This is a genomic window from Bacillus sp. AFS088145 (assembly GCF_002564465.1).
Classification (GTDB): Bacteria; Bacillota; Bacilli; order Bacillales; family Bacillaceae_G; genus Gottfriedia.
In genome coordinates this window covers 1-14,383 of record NZ_NUUX01000001.1, presented here as the reverse complement: position 1 = coordinate 14,383, position 14,383 = coordinate 1, and the positions used below count along the sequence as shown (strand labels likewise).

General features: G+C 31.2%; 16 protein-coding genes. 9 read left to right on the top strand and 7 right to left on the bottom strand.

What is annotated here, in order from left to right:
• Window positions 1-4 precede the first annotated feature (4 nt).
• Entirely contained in the window at window positions 5-319 is a 315-nt protein-coding gene (locus COI44_RS00075; RefSeq protein ID WP_098426108.1) for an iron-sulfur cluster biosynthesis family protein, read from the top strand.
• A gap of 300 nt (window positions 320-619) precedes the next feature.
• Here COI44_RS00075 and COI44_RS00070 read toward each other — a convergent pair whose 3' ends face one another.
• Window positions 620-1,255 carry an RNA ligase family protein gene (locus COI44_RS00070; RefSeq protein WP_483295446.1) on the bottom strand — a complete coding sequence of 212 codons (636 nt, stop codon included), beginning with the start codon at window positions 1,253-1,255 and terminating at the stop codon, window positions 620-622.
• Window positions 1,256-1,266: 11 nt separating this feature from the next.
• Entirely contained in the window at window positions 1,267-2,226 is a 960-nt protein-coding gene (locus COI44_RS00065) for an AAA family ATPase (protein WP_098426106.1), read from the bottom strand.
• Between the two features lie 294 nt (window positions 2,227-2,520).
• On the opposite strand from COI44_RS00065, the gene COI44_RS00060 reads away from it, so the two are divergent.
• Complete coding sequence (locus COI44_RS00060) at window positions 2,521-2,793, top strand: hypothetical protein (protein WP_098426105.1); 273 nt, start codon at window positions 2,521-2,523, stop codon at window positions 2,791-2,793.
• Window positions 2,794-2,982: 189 nt separating this feature from the next.
• Window positions 2,983-3,336, top strand: coding sequence for a hypothetical protein (locus COI44_RS00055; protein WP_098426104.1), 354 nt, complete (start codon window positions 2,983-2,985; stop codon window positions 3,334-3,336).
• A gap of 83 nt (window positions 3,337-3,419) precedes the next feature.
• Here COI44_RS00055 and pssA read toward each other — a convergent pair whose 3' ends face one another.
• Window positions 3,420-3,911, bottom strand: coding sequence for a CDP-diacylglycerol--serine O-phosphatidyltransferase (gene pssA / locus COI44_RS00050; protein ID WP_069032136.1), 492 nt, complete (start codon window positions 3,909-3,911; stop codon window positions 3,420-3,422).
• Between the two features lie 185 nt (window positions 3,912-4,096).
• Between pssA and COI44_RS00045 the strand changes: the two genes are divergently transcribed.
• The 3 genes from COI44_RS00045 to COI44_RS00040 all read left to right on the top strand — a co-directional run bounded on the left by COI44_RS00045 (window position 4,097) and on the right by COI44_RS00040 (window position 5,125).
• Window positions 4,097-4,423 carry a hypothetical protein gene (locus COI44_RS00045; protein WP_098426103.1) on the top strand — a complete coding sequence of 109 codons (327 nt, stop codon included), beginning with the start codon at window positions 4,097-4,099 and terminating at the stop codon, window positions 4,421-4,423.
• Between the two features lie 100 nt (window positions 4,424-4,523).
• A complete protein-coding gene (locus COI44_RS23960; protein WP_179886945.1) occupies window positions 4,524-4,691 on the top strand; it encodes a hypothetical protein in 168 nt (55 codons plus the stop codon).
• 134 nt (window positions 4,692-4,825) lie between these two features.
• Window positions 4,826-5,125, top strand: a complete 300-nt coding sequence (locus COI44_RS00040) for a hypothetical protein (RefSeq protein ID WP_098426102.1) — start codon at window positions 4,826-4,828, stop codon at window positions 5,123-5,125.
• Between the two features lie 103 nt (window positions 5,126-5,228).
• Here the strand turns inward: COI44_RS00040 and COI44_RS00035 are convergent, their stop codons facing one another.
• A complete protein-coding gene (locus COI44_RS00035; protein ID WP_098426101.1) occupies window positions 5,229-5,810 on the bottom strand; it encodes a TetR/AcrR family transcriptional regulator C-terminal domain-containing protein in 582 nt (193 codons plus the stop codon).
• Window positions 5,811-6,019: 209 nt separating this feature from the next.
• Between COI44_RS00035 and COI44_RS00030 the strand changes: the two genes are divergently transcribed.
• On the top strand, window positions 6,020-6,715 hold the full coding sequence (locus COI44_RS00030) for a class I SAM-dependent methyltransferase (RefSeq protein WP_286163674.1): 696 nt from the start codon (window positions 6,020-6,022) through the stop codon (window positions 6,713-6,715).
• Between the two features lie 73 nt (window positions 6,716-6,788).
• Here COI44_RS00030 and COI44_RS00025 read toward each other — a convergent pair whose 3' ends face one another.
• The 3 genes from COI44_RS00025 to COI44_RS00015 form a co-directional block, all read right to left on the bottom strand.
• Window positions 6,789-7,568 carry a nitroreductase family protein gene (locus tag COI44_RS00025; RefSeq protein ID WP_098426099.1) on the bottom strand — a complete coding sequence of 260 codons (780 nt, stop codon included), beginning with the start codon at window positions 7,566-7,568 and terminating at the stop codon, window positions 6,789-6,791.
• Window positions 7,569-7,951: 383 nt separating this feature from the next.
• Entirely contained in the window at window positions 7,952-9,499 is a 1,548-nt protein-coding gene (locus COI44_RS00020; protein ID WP_069032142.1) for a bifunctional GNAT family N-acetyltransferase/carbon-nitrogen hydrolase family protein, read from the bottom strand.
• Between the two features lie 220 nt (window positions 9,500-9,719).
• On the bottom strand, window positions 9,720-10,919 hold the full coding sequence (locus tag COI44_RS00015; protein ID WP_098426098.1) for a helix-turn-helix transcriptional regulator: 1,200 nt from the start codon (window positions 10,917-10,919) through the stop codon (window positions 9,720-9,722).
• 199 nt (window positions 10,920-11,118) lie between these two features.
• Here COI44_RS00015 and COI44_RS00010 point away from each other — a divergent pair, with 199 nt between their 5' ends.
• On the top strand, window positions 11,119-12,714 hold the full coding sequence (locus COI44_RS00010; protein ID WP_179886944.1) for a beta-N-acetylhexosaminidase: 1,596 nt from the start codon (window positions 11,119-11,121) through the stop codon (window positions 12,712-12,714).
• 25 nt (window positions 12,715-12,739) lie between these two features.
• Window positions 12,740-14,140 carry an MFS transporter gene (locus COI44_RS00005; RefSeq protein ID WP_179886943.1) on the top strand — a complete coding sequence of 467 codons (1,401 nt, stop codon included), beginning with the start codon at window positions 12,740-12,742 and terminating at the stop codon, window positions 14,138-14,140.
• Window positions 14,141-14,383 lie beyond the last annotated feature (243 nt).

Here is a 14,383-nt window from a genome sequence, read left to right as displayed (position 1 = left end):
TAAGATGGATTTTAAAATAACTGATGCAGCCAAAGAAATACTTGGCGCAGTAGATCAAAATAAAATACTTCAATTAGAATTTGACCGTGGAAGCTGTGATGTAGTTAATAACATTTATGAGATAAAAGTTATTAATAAAAGAGAATGTGGTCCTAATGAAAAAATGATAATTGGAGACCAGTTTGAATTTATGGTAAATAAAAATTTTGAAGATGTATACGAAGACCAATTAGTAATCGATTATGTTGATGGATCATTTGTTTTCAAAAATCGAAATCAAATTTTTAATAATCGAATCGGCTTAACTTATATTAAATAGGTTTTATATCAATGTTTTTTTAATTGCAAGATTGGAGATGCGATTCTTTGAGGGATAGCGTCTCTTTTGTTTTTTTTAAAGAGAGGGGTACTTGCTTTATGTTGGTGTAATGGCTGGGAGTCGAACCTATTCCTTCCATTTTAAATGGTTGTTCTATCGTTAAACTACCTTTACATCTATTAATCAAATCTTAATCGATGAATACTTATTGCTTATATCCGATATTTTTATAAAATTAACAAATTACATTGTTCTCATTCCTTTCAATAAAAGTTTTTTATAGGAGAAAAATAATCTCTTCTATTCTTGTTTTAGTCGATTTGCTTTAATCTGTTTGGTCATCCAATGTTTATCTGTCTGCACATGGTTTTTTCGAACAAACTTTGAAACCGAGTGTTTAAAATCATCGTATTGAAATCCATCAGTTAATCGTATAATGTATCCTTCTTGTTCTCCGCCTAAATTTGACTTTTTTGTATAACAAGCTTTTATAGCTTCTTCATTAAATACACCCTTGTATAAAACCGGTGCCGTTTTTAGACCTAATAATTTGGACCATAAAATCGTTTCTTCCCAAGATAGACACTTATTTTGTTCGTCCCAGATCGAAAAAACATAAAAATAACTATCTAGTTCCTCATAAAGAATCGAATGCATTGCAAATACATTTTCCCTACAAACTCGCCATTTTTCGGGGATTTGATAACCAATCGTAGCTTGTAGCATTTTAACCCAATGTCTGGATGGATGGTCTAGGCTATCAGTCGATCTTGCGTGAATCCCATCTCGGTAAATCGAGCAATTTTCACCATCTATTTTTTCTGTTACAACAACTTCTTTTCCAATAAAGTGGTCAATATTATGAAGGGTTTTATCATCAGAAGTTTTAGATTCTGACCAAGGTAAATGAAATGTCTTTGGATACTTAATTTTCATCATCTAACACCTCACTTCGCAAACGTATCTGCTTCACGAAAGAAATAAAGTTTTGCGAGTAATTCATCCCCAAGTAAGTGATAAATTTCAGTTGCTCCTTCGTTACCACCGTAGTTAATTAACATGTGCATTTCGATGATTCCAACTACAGCTTGAATAAATTCATCTTCAAACCTTAGCTCCGTTAAAAAATGAAATGCAATTTGTGAAGAAACTTTTTCATGACCAAAGTATGAATAATACCCTTTGGTAACCTTATACGTCTTACAGAATACCTTCCCAACATCATGAAACAGAGCTGCCATTTGCAGAATTAGTTTATCTTTCTCTTCGTACATTTCATTAATGTACTCAATAAGTCCGTATGTGTGTTGACATAACGTCATTGAATGAAACGGATTCTCTTGATCAAAACCTTTCATTGCTTGAAAAAACGGTACTTTATTGAGCTTATCGAATAACTCTTCATATGAAACTTCACTTACTAATAGATTTGTTAATTCTTCTTTCGTCATTTCATATGAAAATGGCTCATGAACTGTATGGATGATATCCCATCCTTCATTTTTTAAAGGAAAATCAAGATTCTTCCTCATCTTAACAAGAATTCGATCTTCTACAACACGCTTTCTCTTGTTATTACGGTCTATACAAACCTCATACGGCACATCCATGTAATAGCACTCTTTGTGAACATCTACGAATTTACTTAATGCTTTCATTCGTCTTTCACGTTCAATATTTGTAGCATCAATGAGAACACTTTTCCCTTCAGCAAGTAAACGATTGGCTCTTTTGTATAATTCCATATACAAAAGATTCGTCCTTTTTTGCTTATTCACATTAAAGAATAGTGTTTGACGTAACTCATCAGTGGATAAAATAATGGCTTTTTCTTTGTTGGCGATTTGTTTTGCCATTTCACTTTTCCCACTACCAGGAATTCCAATCATATAAATCAATTTTTGCATTTTACTTCCTCCTTTATCTAACTTGGCAGATAAATAAGGAATTACGATTTGATGGAGTGAAAGTTCGAATCGAACAATTTCACACTTTATATTATATATTCGAATGAAGGCTACTGATAGCAAAATTTTACTTATTTTGAATAATCTACCGTATTTCACAATCGAAATTAATTAGTAAGTGATATAACTTCGTAAACTTTTAGTGCTAACTTAATTTTAAAAAAGTTTATCGAAAGTATAGAGTTTATTGAATTTTAAATTTAAAATAGATTGAAACGTGAGAGGGGAAAGGTAATGGATAATTTAGGGATACTGGAGTTTTTCGTCACTATTGTATTGTTAGTGTTGGTTTATCAAAAGAGAGAAAATAAAGAAGAGACGAAGATGGGTTGGAAAATATTTGGATATTGGTTTTTAGGTACTTTCAAATTTTATATAAATACTTTTAGCATACCTTTAGGCTTTGTCTTATATTTATTGGTAATGCGTCCTAAAACCAACATAAAAACTAAACGCTATGCAGCTTTGATTGGTCTTGCAGGATTTATTATCAATCTATTTTTATAATTTCCGAGAACATTGGATATTGTAAATACTAGCCCGCCAAGGTATTGAATTGACCTCTTTAGTATTTTAAAAGATGCTTTTTCCATGAAGAAGTAGGATACGGGAATAATTGGATAGTTTGTGATATGATTTAAAATAATAACATACACTCTAGTGATGTATATTTTTAACACTTTAGGGGATGGAGAAATGAAATTTGAGATGCAAAAAGCGAATATGTTGGCTGAGGATATAAATGATTTCGTTAAATTAGTACATAATAGTTATGAAAATAGTAAATACACATCTACTAATAATAAAGACAAAATATATCAAATAAAACTATTAATTGAAGAATTTAGGTTCCAAGTATTGGCAGATGAACTGTTCAGAATTAATCGGTTCGCATGGGATGGAAAATATACATATTTATTAATCGAGAACTTTATAAAAGGAATTAGCATTATTGATGAATACGTGGAAAATAATTATAATCAACTTTATATTTTCACAGCAAAACTCTACACTTTAAAAAATGCAATCATTTCATTTAATAATAAGTAATGTTATGCGACAAAAATATTTCAATAAAAATAAAAAATGCTATTTCCTCTTCAGAAGGTAATAGCATTTTAGATTGAAGTTTGTTAAAGCTTTTTAAATCTAATTGGACTAACCATTAAGAAAGCAAGAATTAAAGTAATCCATGCATTACTATAAAAAAACATTCCCATACCAGCTAAAGGTAAACCAGCGGCAGGAATAGGTAAACCCTTAAAATAACCTATGGTTGGTTTAGCACTAAATTTTGCTAATCTTAATGCCCCCATCGTAGGAAAAAGGATAAATGCAAGCGAGGTTAAGATTGATGGTGCCGAAATGGAATGAAATAAAAGCGCAGGGGCAACGCCGAAACTAACAATATCCGCTAAAGAATCTAGCTCTACACCAAATTCACTGTTCACTTTTAGTTTCCTTGCAACTCTTCCGTCAAGAAGATCAAAAATAGCAGCGATAAAAATAAAAATTGAGGACAACATTATTAAACCACTCATATTAAGCGTAATTGATAGAACACCACAAACTAAATTTCCGATTGTAAGTAAATTAGGTATAGATTTTACGACCTGACTAAACAAAGTATCCCCCCTGAACATTAAAAACCTTTCAATAGTATTTTCTAACTATTTACACTTTATTCTTTAATCTCACATAGTTATTTATCAAGTTTGTAAAATTAAAAAAGGGTAAAAATACCAAATACCGAATAATAAATACATAGGAATATATTAAAAAAAGATTAAAAGATTATTGGAGGCATTAAATGAAGGCATTATCCGTTTCACTTGGACTAATACTAGAAGTGATTAGAATCATATTGATCTTTGGGTTACTTGGTGCTTTATTATCAACAGTTGTATCAGAAATATATAATGAATTTGGTGTGAATCTTACGCATACTGGATGGTGGTGTTATTTTGGTATACTTGTTTTACTATTTGTCATGTATCGAAATAAAATACAATTCAGTGGATGGTATAATGGAAAAGGAAGGGAGAAATTAACTAAAATAGTCACAAATTTATTAATTTCTTGCTCAATCATTATGATATTAATACCTGGAATAATCGAATTAATTCATAGGTTATAAAATAGTCAACATAGCAGTATTATAAATGAACTTTAACAACAGGATCGACGGTTAGTCGATTTTTATTTTGCCTATACAATTGATGATAGGAGTGATTGAAATGACACTATTTGGCTATCTATTTTGGGGGTTTATAGTTGTAGCAATTTCATTTGGATTCTTTATGCAAAAAAAGTACGGAACAAAAGCGCCAGATAAAACAGAAAGTCAAAAATTACATGAAGAAATTACTAGACAGACACATAATAATGATCGACCAAGATTTTAAATCACGGGTGTGGTTATTGAATTGAAAAAAGACCAACACATTAAATTGATTCTAATCAATTTTCCGAGAAGTTAAAGCTTGAAAAAGTTAATATAATAGAGAAAGTAGTACTTTTACAGAGAAAGGAAAATATCATGAAAAAGATTGATGAATACTTTGAAACAATGTTGGAAGCTTGGAGCATGATGCAAAAAACGACGGATGATGAAGGAGCAGAATGGGCAGAAAGATTCGAACGCTACTTCTATGAATTTATTGATGAAATGAAGAAATGGTGGGAAACGCTTGATCCAAAACCAACAAATATAGAAGATGCTGAAGAGTTACCTGAAGTTAAAAAATGGATGGAGCAAATTCCAGGTCCAGTCCAATTAAATTTTTTAACTGAATTAGAAGACATATTGGATGGTTTTGATACAGTACGGTTTGATTAAAGAGCAAAACATATGACTGAAAAAAATCCGGATAAAAATTTGATGTAAATTCTAAATACTATTTCAAAAAGTCACATCGAAAGTATGATGTGACTTTTTTTATTTATTCAGTATGTAATCCTGCAAATATTACCCTTAATCCATATAGAAATTGTTCTTCAAAATCAAAACTATAATGATACTGTTCACCAAAAAATGATGTAAATGCAGTTACTTCTTCGGGAGTGTATGTGAACTGTTTTGCACGATGTTCATCTGCTACAAATGATAAAACATAATTGTTAAAAAGGTTACCCGCAACTAGACAGTTTTGATCAGATACACCGTATTTAGTTAAATTTTCTAAAGTGAATTTTACTGCTTTTAATCTACTCGGTGTAGTTGGCATTGATTGCGCAAAAACTTCAACTGCATCTCGTGTCTTTAATAAAACTCTTCGCACTTCAAATGCTAGAGCTGTTAAAGCTTCCTTTGCATCATCTAATTCTTCAGGTAGGACAATTTCATTATTTAAGTGCTCAGCAATTAAATCATACAAAGCTTGTTTATCTTTAATATGCCAATATAAGGATGCAGCTTTGATCTCAAGCTCCTTTGCCAAAGTACGCATCGATAAATTACTTATTCCGTCACGATTTAAAATATCGAGGGATGCTTTTACAATTGCTTCTTTCGTTATCGCCATAATATCTCTCCAAAAATTTAATAATTGTCATTGACTCTAACAGTGTTAGATGTTAATCTAACGATGTTAGATAACTAACGTTGTTAGACGTTTTTGTTCTCTTATTGTACTAGAAATATAAACCACTTTAAAGTTCAAACAAATTACCTACTAGCTAAATCTAATAAATTTAAATAATAATGCTTGTGAACAATGCTTGTGAACAATGATTGATAACATTAAAAAGAGATAGGGTGGAAATGATGATGAAAAATATGCGCAAGAAAAAAGATGTTGGAATTTATGGGTATACAGCAAAATGGTATGACAAAAACTCACGAAAAAGTCGCCTAACACAAATGCAAGAATATGCATCCGAAATTAAATCTTTAGTTCAAGAAGGTGCAAGGATTTTAGAAGTAGCTCCTGGACCAGGATATTTATCTATTGAGCTTGCAAAAATGGGTTTTGAAGTTACAGGAGTAGAGTTAAGTCCAGATTTTGTTAACATCGAAAAAAATAATGCAAAGGAAGCAAATGTTTTAGTAGATTTTAAAGAGGGTAATGCATCAAATCTACCTTGTGATGATAACACATTTGATTTTATTGTTTGCAGTGCAGCATTTAAGAACTTTATGGATCCAGTAAAAGCACTCAAAGAAATGTACAGGGTATTAAAACCAGGTGGAACATCTCTTATAATCGATATGAATTTTAATGCAACTTCACAAGATATTGAAGGTGAAATTAAAAAAACTGGAATGACGGGGTTTGATAAGTATTTTGTAAAATTTGCATTTAAAACTTTCCTGAAGAAAGGTTCTTATACAAAAGAAAATTTTGAGATGTTTATAAATGAAACTGAATTTAAGAATTATAACATTAAACAAGAGGATATTAGTTTATATGTATATCTTTATAAATGAGAAGAATAACTATTAATCTATAAAATAATTAAGAATTAAAAAGTCGATNNATCGACTTTTTAATTCTTAACTATCATTTATTATTCATAAAATTTTGCTGCTCTAAATATTCTAGAACTGTTTGAGAATATTCATGATGAGATTCTTGTGTATACTTTGCAATCGTATAAATTTGAGCTAAATTCTTTAATCCTAGTCGTTCTGTCATTTCTTTAAGCTTCGGAACGTCCATGTAACGTTGCCAGCCTTTTTCATTTCTTTCTTTATAGATTTCAAGAATATCTTCATCTGAATAATCATTATATTGTTCATAATGAACTAGACCTTGTCTTGGAAGTCGGTCACGTAATGCCGGAGTTTCTTTTGGATAGCCTAATGAATATCCTACAACTGGTACGACATTTGGTGGTAAGTTAAGAATTTCTCCAATTTGATTACAATTTGCAAGCGTAGAGCCCATATAACATAGACCAAGTCCTGCGTTCTCAGCTGCTAAAGCACAGTTTTGGGATGCCAAAGTAGCATCTATCGCACCAATCATGAAGCTCATGAAATTATCAAAATGTACGGGTGCATCATTAAGTGTAAGCCATTTTCTCATTCGATTAAAATCCACACAAAAAGTTAAAAGAATAGGTGCATCAATAACCATTGATTGCTCCATATGAGCAGAATATAATTTCTTTCTAATTTCCTTGTCTTTTGTGACAATAATCGAATAAGATTGCATATTGCCACTTGAAGACGCACGAATACCTGCATCTAATATTTGATCTAACAGTTCTTGACTTACTTCCTTATCCTCATATTCTCTAATTGATCTGTGCCCATGTAATACATCGTTAAATTCCAAAGCTTTCACTCCTCATATCAAAAAGATCTCATTAGAAATAATAAAAAATATACGAAATTTCGACATATAAAATAAAATTGTAATTATTTCTGAATAATCAAATTATAATGTAAACATATCATAAAAAAACGTTACCGTACATAAATTTGTACTTTTTAAAAATTTTTAGTAAAAAATACTCAGTTTAACATTTTTTTAGAATAGTAGAGATTTTGGTCATTGTCTAAAAATGTCAAAAAATTACTTTTCAGTAGATTAAGGGTTAGTAATAGATGTGTCTAAATAAACAAAAAGATAAGGATATAAATCGAATTTAAAAAATAAATTAAGCTCAGCATACTATTTTAGACTGAGCTTAATTCTTTTTTTATCAATCAAGTTCTTTATTCTAGCTTTAAATTCTTAAATTCAATTCGATACAAATCACGACGTCGATCGCGTAGTTGACGGACTGATCCAGTATTTCGGGAACGTCTTAATTTTTCAAGGTCAACATCTCCGACTACGACAGTATCAACATTTGCATCACATTCACCAACAATGCCATCTCTTGCGAAGCCAAAATCAGAAGGGGAAAAAATACCAGATTGAGCATATTGAATATCCATGTTTTGAACATGTGTTAAGTTCCCAACTGTGCCTGCGATACAAGTATATACTTGGTTCTCGATTGCTCTTGCTTGAGCGCAATAACGAACACGGAGATAACCTTGGCGATCATCCGTACAAAATGGAACGAAAATGATATTTGCCCCTTGATCAACTGCAATACGAGCAAGTTCCGGAAATTCGATATCATAGCATATTTGGATAGCGATTTTTCCACAATCTGTGTCAAACACATGGATTTCGTTACCTTCTGAAATTCCCCACCATTTTCTCTCATTAGGAGTTGCATGAATTTTTAATTGCTTTTCAATCGTACCATCGCGTCTAAATAGATAAGCAACATTGTAGATATTACCATCTTCCTCAACGAAGTGAGATCCCCCTACAATATTGACATTGTAGCGTACAGCAAGTTCTGTAAAAAGTTCAATATATTGCTCAGTATAGGTTGCTAGCCTACGAACAGCCTGATCAGGGCGTTTTTCTTCAAGAAAAGACATCAATTGTGTTGTAAACAACTCTGGGAAAACAGCAAAATCGGAACCGAAGTCAGCGGCGACGTCAACATAATACTCAATTTGCTTCGTAAAATCAGAGAATGAATCGATTTTTTTCATCATGTATTGTATTGCGCAAATTCTAACTGGGAATGATGCACGATAAACACGTTTAGATTTTGGAAGATAGTCAATATTACTCCATTCCATCAAAGTGGCAAATGAATCTGATGCCTTATCATCGGGAAGGTAACGTGTATTAATCCGTTTAATTGTAAAGCCTTCCATTAATTGGAATGATAAAACAGGATCATAAATACTATGCTTTTCTACTGCTGCTACATATTCACGTGGTGACATTTCATCTCTATGCTTATGATAATTTGGGATTCGACCACCAATGATAATGCTTTGAAGATTTAATTGTCGAGCCAATTCCTTTCGTGCTTCGTAAAGACGATGGCCAATTTTCATACGACGGTATTCTGGATCAACCATAACTTCAATTCCATATAAATTAAATCCATTCGGATCATGGTTTGTAATATAACCATTATCAGTTATGACGTTCCAAGTATGCTGGTCATCATATTCATCGAAGTCAACCATTAAACTTGAACAAGAACCAATAATTTTATCTTCATACTCTACACAAAACTGGCCTTCAGGAAAAATGCGAATATGACTTTCTAATTGTTCTCTTTTCCATCCTTCCATACCTGGAAAACAACGGTTTGATAACTTCATAATTTCACTAATATCTTCCATACGTATATTTCGAACTTCAATTTTCTTCTCGTATTTTGACATATCTGTCTCTGACATAATCTCACGTCCTAAATATAAATGTCTAGCTTACTAAAGGACCATAATAAATGGTCTATGGCATTCGATTCTAACAGTTAGGATACCCACAATTTACCTTTTCAATATAGTCTAAAAAAATGAAAAGGAATAATTTCTATTTACAACAACTTATTGAAAATAAAAAAGGAACCAAATAATTGGCTCCTTTTGAACTACTTAGAAATATAAATTAAAAATTTTACTTAGTACGATGATTACGAAATGCATTTGGTGAAACTCCTACAATTTGCTTAAAAACTTTACCATAATGATTTTGATAGTTAAAGCCCACTGCAATCGCTACATCTAAAATAGACTTATCGGTATGAAGTAGTAACTTTTTACTTTCGTTTATTCTAATTTTATTTAAATTATCATTAAATGACATACCTGTTTCTTTATTTAATTTTTTTGAAAGGTGAGAAGAACTTATATTAAATTCTTTGGCTACATCTTGTAAAGTAATATTTTCATAAAAGTTTGCATTCAAATAAAGAATAATTTTTTTTGTTAGACTTGAGTAATTCGGATTAGAAAAATGGACAATACATTCTGAAAATTTTAAGATCATTTCTTTCATTAATTTAAAAATATCAAGTTTCGAAGTTAACCTTTCAACTAAATTAATATATTTATCCGCTAAAGTTCTTGCATATTCATTATCTGAACCAGAATCAATTGCATATTGGGAGATTATTCCACAAGCGGCTATAAAATGATTTTTCATTGATCTTAAAGAGTCTCCTTTTGCTAACTCGATTTGATCGATTGATTCAAGTACCTTAGTAAAATTAAATCGTTTTTCTAATTCCCCCAATTTTCCTCCTACCAATATCGATTTAAATTCTTCAAATTCCTCGGTGGTAGCATGTAAAGATTCATTCTCATAATAAAGTTCAATTAAAGAAACGTCGGGAACAAAAGGAGGTTGATGTCCTTCTTTTCCTTCAAGATGATACTGTTCTGGTTCAGTGAAAGCAACAGTAGAATAAGGCTCGATGATCCATTGTAATAATTTCAAAAAATGCTCCGATTTACTATACCAATCTGATTCTGATGGCAAATCTATACGACGATCTAATCCTATATCTGAGCCAAGAATAATTAGCAAATTTTCATTTTCGTTTTTGATAAAAAAAACATGATATAAGAGAATTTCTTGCCAATAAAGTTTAAAATAATTATTTTTAGTTTCTAAAATAGAATCTAATTTCAATTTAATTGTTTCAAGTGAATCCATTAGGAAATTATGATGGTCATTTTTATGATTAGATGAAGTAAAAGAAAAAACGATATTGAAATCAAAATCAATGCCTATAACGTCTAATCCAGACACAATATGGAAACTGTTTGCTTTTATTTTTAGTTCAGATATGTTTATGAGTTTATAATTTTTCAAAGAAGTACCTCACAATTTTGAGCAAGATTTTATCAAAATGCACAAAAAAATATCAAATTACTCTTTTCGATTATTATATATTTTAGATACAACAAAATGAAAGGGTTTTCAAGGTTTGACAATTATAATATTTGAAAAAAAGTGGATTGTTAAACCGAAAAGAATACCCAAAAATTTAACAATGAAAGCAGGGGACTTTATGAATTTAATACCAAAGATCAACGGTAAAATCGAATTAAATGAAAAGAATTGTTTCGCTATAAAAGAAACACTTTCGATTAGAAATAAAGACTTCATTGATGCTGGGATCGAGGTATTTTCGGATAGAATAAAGTCAAAATGTGACATTTTAGTGTCGGAAACCGATTTAAATACAAATGCTGATATTGAATTAATAAAGGATCCAACAGTTGAAGAAAGTGGTTATAAGATTGATATTTCTATTGATCAAATAAAAGTATTCTCAAATGATGACTCCGGAATAAAAAATGCTCTTACTACTCTATATGTATTAATTGTCGAAGTAGTCAAAACTTCTAATCGAAAACTAGACGGAGTTATTTTTACAGATTATCCGAAATATAAGCATAGAGGATTACTTGTAGATGTTAGTAGAAATTTCTTCGACGTGGATGTAATGAAAAAGATTATCGAAGAAATGTCGTTAAATAAATTAAATGTGTTGCATTGGCATTTATCCGATGACCAAGGCTGGAGAATTGAATCTAAAGTATATCCTAAATTAACTGAAAATCAGGAGTATTATACGCAAGATGAGATAAGAGAAGTTATCAAATATGCGCAAGCTAGAGGGGTAGAAGTTATACCAGAAATCGATATGCCTGGACATGTCACTGCCATGTTAATTGCTAATCCAAGTCTTAGCTGCTTTGAGGAAAGAGTAGAATTAGCAAGTAGTGCTGGTGTGTATAAGACAGTTCTCTGTCCTGGAAAAGAATCAACATATACTTGGATATTTAATCTATTAGATGAAATCGTTCAGCTGTTCTCTTCATCAAAATTCCATATAGGTGGAGATGAAGTACCAAAAACAAATTGGAAAACCTGTCCTCATTGTTTAGCACTTATGAAAAAAAATAACATCGATAGTTATGATGATCTGCAATATGCATTTACTAAACGAATAACAGCTCATTTAAATCAACATGGTAAACAGGTCGTTTGTTGGAATGAAACATTAAGATCTAAAGAAGTAGAAAACAACTTGATAACACAATATTGGGTTGAATTTACTGAGGAAAGCTATTGCAAGCCATACTTTGAAAATGGACAGGAAGTCATTTTCTCTGAATTGTTTAATTGCTATTTTGATTATCCGTATTCAATTGTAACATTACAGAAAACTTATGAATATCAACCTAATCCTGCGTTAAATGCTTCAAATGTGTTTGGAATTGAAGGGGCAATTTGGACTGAAAGAGTAACTAAACCAGAAATATTGGAATTTATGATTTCTCCTAGAATAAATGCAATTGCAGAATCAGCATGGACGATCGAGAGAAACTATGAAGATTTCCTATCACGTTTAAAAGTATATATGGAAGATTTAAACTTAATTACTTTAAATCATGCTCCATTTGAAGCAGCAACAATTAACGGCCAGGCTGCTCAGGAAGAAGCGAAACAGTTCTTGATGATGATGTTTCAATTTCTTCAAAATAGCGATGTTGATATGGGGTTAGATGAAAAAGAAAAACAAGTGATGATCTCTAAGTTTTTAAATAATATTTTTGACGAAAAAACAGCAGCGGAACTATTAAAACAAACAATGTAATCAGTAAGATATGGGGAGTGGGAATATGGGGAAAAATTCAGTTGTAAATGAACGAATAATTATAGAAAAAAATGCTAAACCGAAAAATGCCTTTGTTACAAAAAAATCAGAGCGTTTCATGTACAGCTCATATTTCTTTGGGCAAAATATTATTTTCTTCATTGTATCTTCATTTTTAGCAGTTTATTATACTAGTGTTTTAGGAATCAGTGCAACAACTGTAGGTAGTATTCTTTTACTAGCAAGAATTTGGGATGCATTTGTAGATCCAACTCTCGCAACAATTATCGAACGACTAAATTTAAAAAGTGGAAAATTTAAACCTTGGATAAATCTAGCTTCAATTACTGTACCTATTATGACTTTTCTTTGTTTCGGATTTAGTCATCAATTACTTGCAGCTTCTGAAGGTGTACGTATTGGTTATGCAGCTGTCACATATTTAGTATGGGGTACACTTTATGCTGCTGCAGATGCTCCTGCATTCGCATTTTCAACGGTGATCACACCAAACCCTGAAGAACGAACAGTTTTACTTGCAAACAATCAAATTACTGGTATTGTCGGTATACTTGTTGCAGTAGCTGCATTCCCAAGCGTTTTAAAGGCAACTGATAACAATTACATGATTTCTGTATTAATTTTTTCAATCATTGCATTTGTAGTCATGTCAATGACAAGATTTGTAAAAGAACGAGTTAAATCAAATAAGAAAGAACCTGCAATTAAAGAAATCTTACATTCACTATTTAATAACAAATATTTAAAAACAATCGTAATCGTAAATATCATTGCAAACGGAGTTAACTTTACAAACACTTTAGCACCTTTTGTGGCTACTGATATTTATAAGGACGCAACTAAAGTTTCACTTATTCTTGGAATTGGAATTTTACCTGTAGTTCTTGTTGCTCCATTTGTTCCAAAGTTAGTAAACAAATATGGAAAAATTAAACTTATGTCTTTTGCTTTAGCTGCAAATGCATTACTATCAATTGTCACATACTTTGTTGCATACGAAAATTTCGGATTATTTTTAGGTGTTTCAGTTCTTAAAGCAATGTTAATAGCACCGCAGCTTGTTATTTTTCCAATGTTCTTTGCTGATTCAGTTGAATATGATTGCTATAAAAATGGTACACGTTTTGAAGCAGTTATATTTGCAACACAAACATTCAGTTCTAAAATTATTGGAGCAATATCCGGAGGACTTGGAATGTGGATCATCGGTATTGCAGGCTATAAAGCAGCAACAAATGGACATGCCGTTACTCAAACTGCTACTACTCTTAAATCCTTATGGGCGACATTTAATCTAGGTGGAGCGGTTGGATGTTTAATTGCATTATTCATCTTCCTTAAGTTCTATGACTTAACTGAAGAACAAGTTAAAGAAATGGCACTTGCTAATCAAAGTAAAAACTGAGAGTTTGATAGTTATACAACCTAAATATGATGTAATTGGTAAAAAGGACATTTTTTTAAGTAAAATGTCCTTTTTATTTGTATTGAGTTTGTATGAAGCGATCGAATTGTTTTATTTTCTCCTTATTGAAGTAACGGGAAAGGTATGAGCAAGAAAAAGAGCATAAACGTGAAAAGTAGTTACTCATAAAGGGGCATGAGGAAGTAAACCAGCAAAAAACTGAAATATAGTAACTCATAAGAG

Bases quoted from the DNA above. Each gene is read 5' to 3' on its own strand.
- COI44_RS00065 (WP_098426106.1), bottom strand. From the start codon at position 2,226: ATGCAAAAATTGATTTATATGATTGGAATTCCTGGTAGTGGGAAAAGT.
- COI44_RS00055 (WP_098426104.1), top strand. From the start codon at position 2,983: ATGAAATTTGAGATGCAAAAAGCGAATATGTTGGCTGAGGATATAAAT.
- COI44_RS23960 (WP_179886945.1), top strand. From the start codon at position 4,524: ATGACACTATTTGGCTATCTATTTTGGGGGTTTATAGTTGTAGCAATT.
- COI44_RS00060 (WP_098426105.1), top strand. From the start codon at position 2,521: ATGGATAATTTAGGGATACTGGAGTTTTTCGTCACTATTGTATTGTTA.
- COI44_RS00020 (WP_069032142.1), bottom strand. From the start codon at position 9,499: ATGTCAGAGACAGATATGTCAAAATACGAGAAGAAAATTGAAGTTCGA.
- COI44_RS00005 (WP_179886943.1), top strand. From the start codon at position 12,740: ATGGGGAAAAATTCAGTTGTAAATGAACGAATAATTATAGAAAAAAAT.
- COI44_RS00040 (WP_098426102.1), top strand. From the start codon at position 4,826: ATGAAAAAGATTGATGAATACTTTGAAACAATGTTGGAAGCTTGGAGC.
- COI44_RS00035 (WP_098426101.1), bottom strand. From the start codon at position 5,810: ATGGCGATAACGAAAGAAGCAATTGTAAAAGCATCCCTCGATATTTTA.
- COI44_RS00010 (WP_179886944.1), top strand. From the start codon at position 11,119: ATGAATTTAATACCAAAGATCAACGGTAAAATCGAATTAAATGAAAAG.
- COI44_RS00070 (WP_483295446.1), bottom strand. From the start codon at position 1,255: ATGAAAATTAAGTATCCAAAGACATTTCATTTACCTTGGTCAGAATCT.
- COI44_RS00045 (WP_098426103.1), top strand. From the start codon at position 4,097: ATGAAGGCATTATCCGTTTCACTTGGACTAATACTAGAAGTGATTAGA.
- COI44_RS00075 (WP_098426108.1), top strand. From the start codon at position 5: ATGGATTTTAAAATAACTGATGCAGCCAAAGAAATACTTGGCGCAGTA.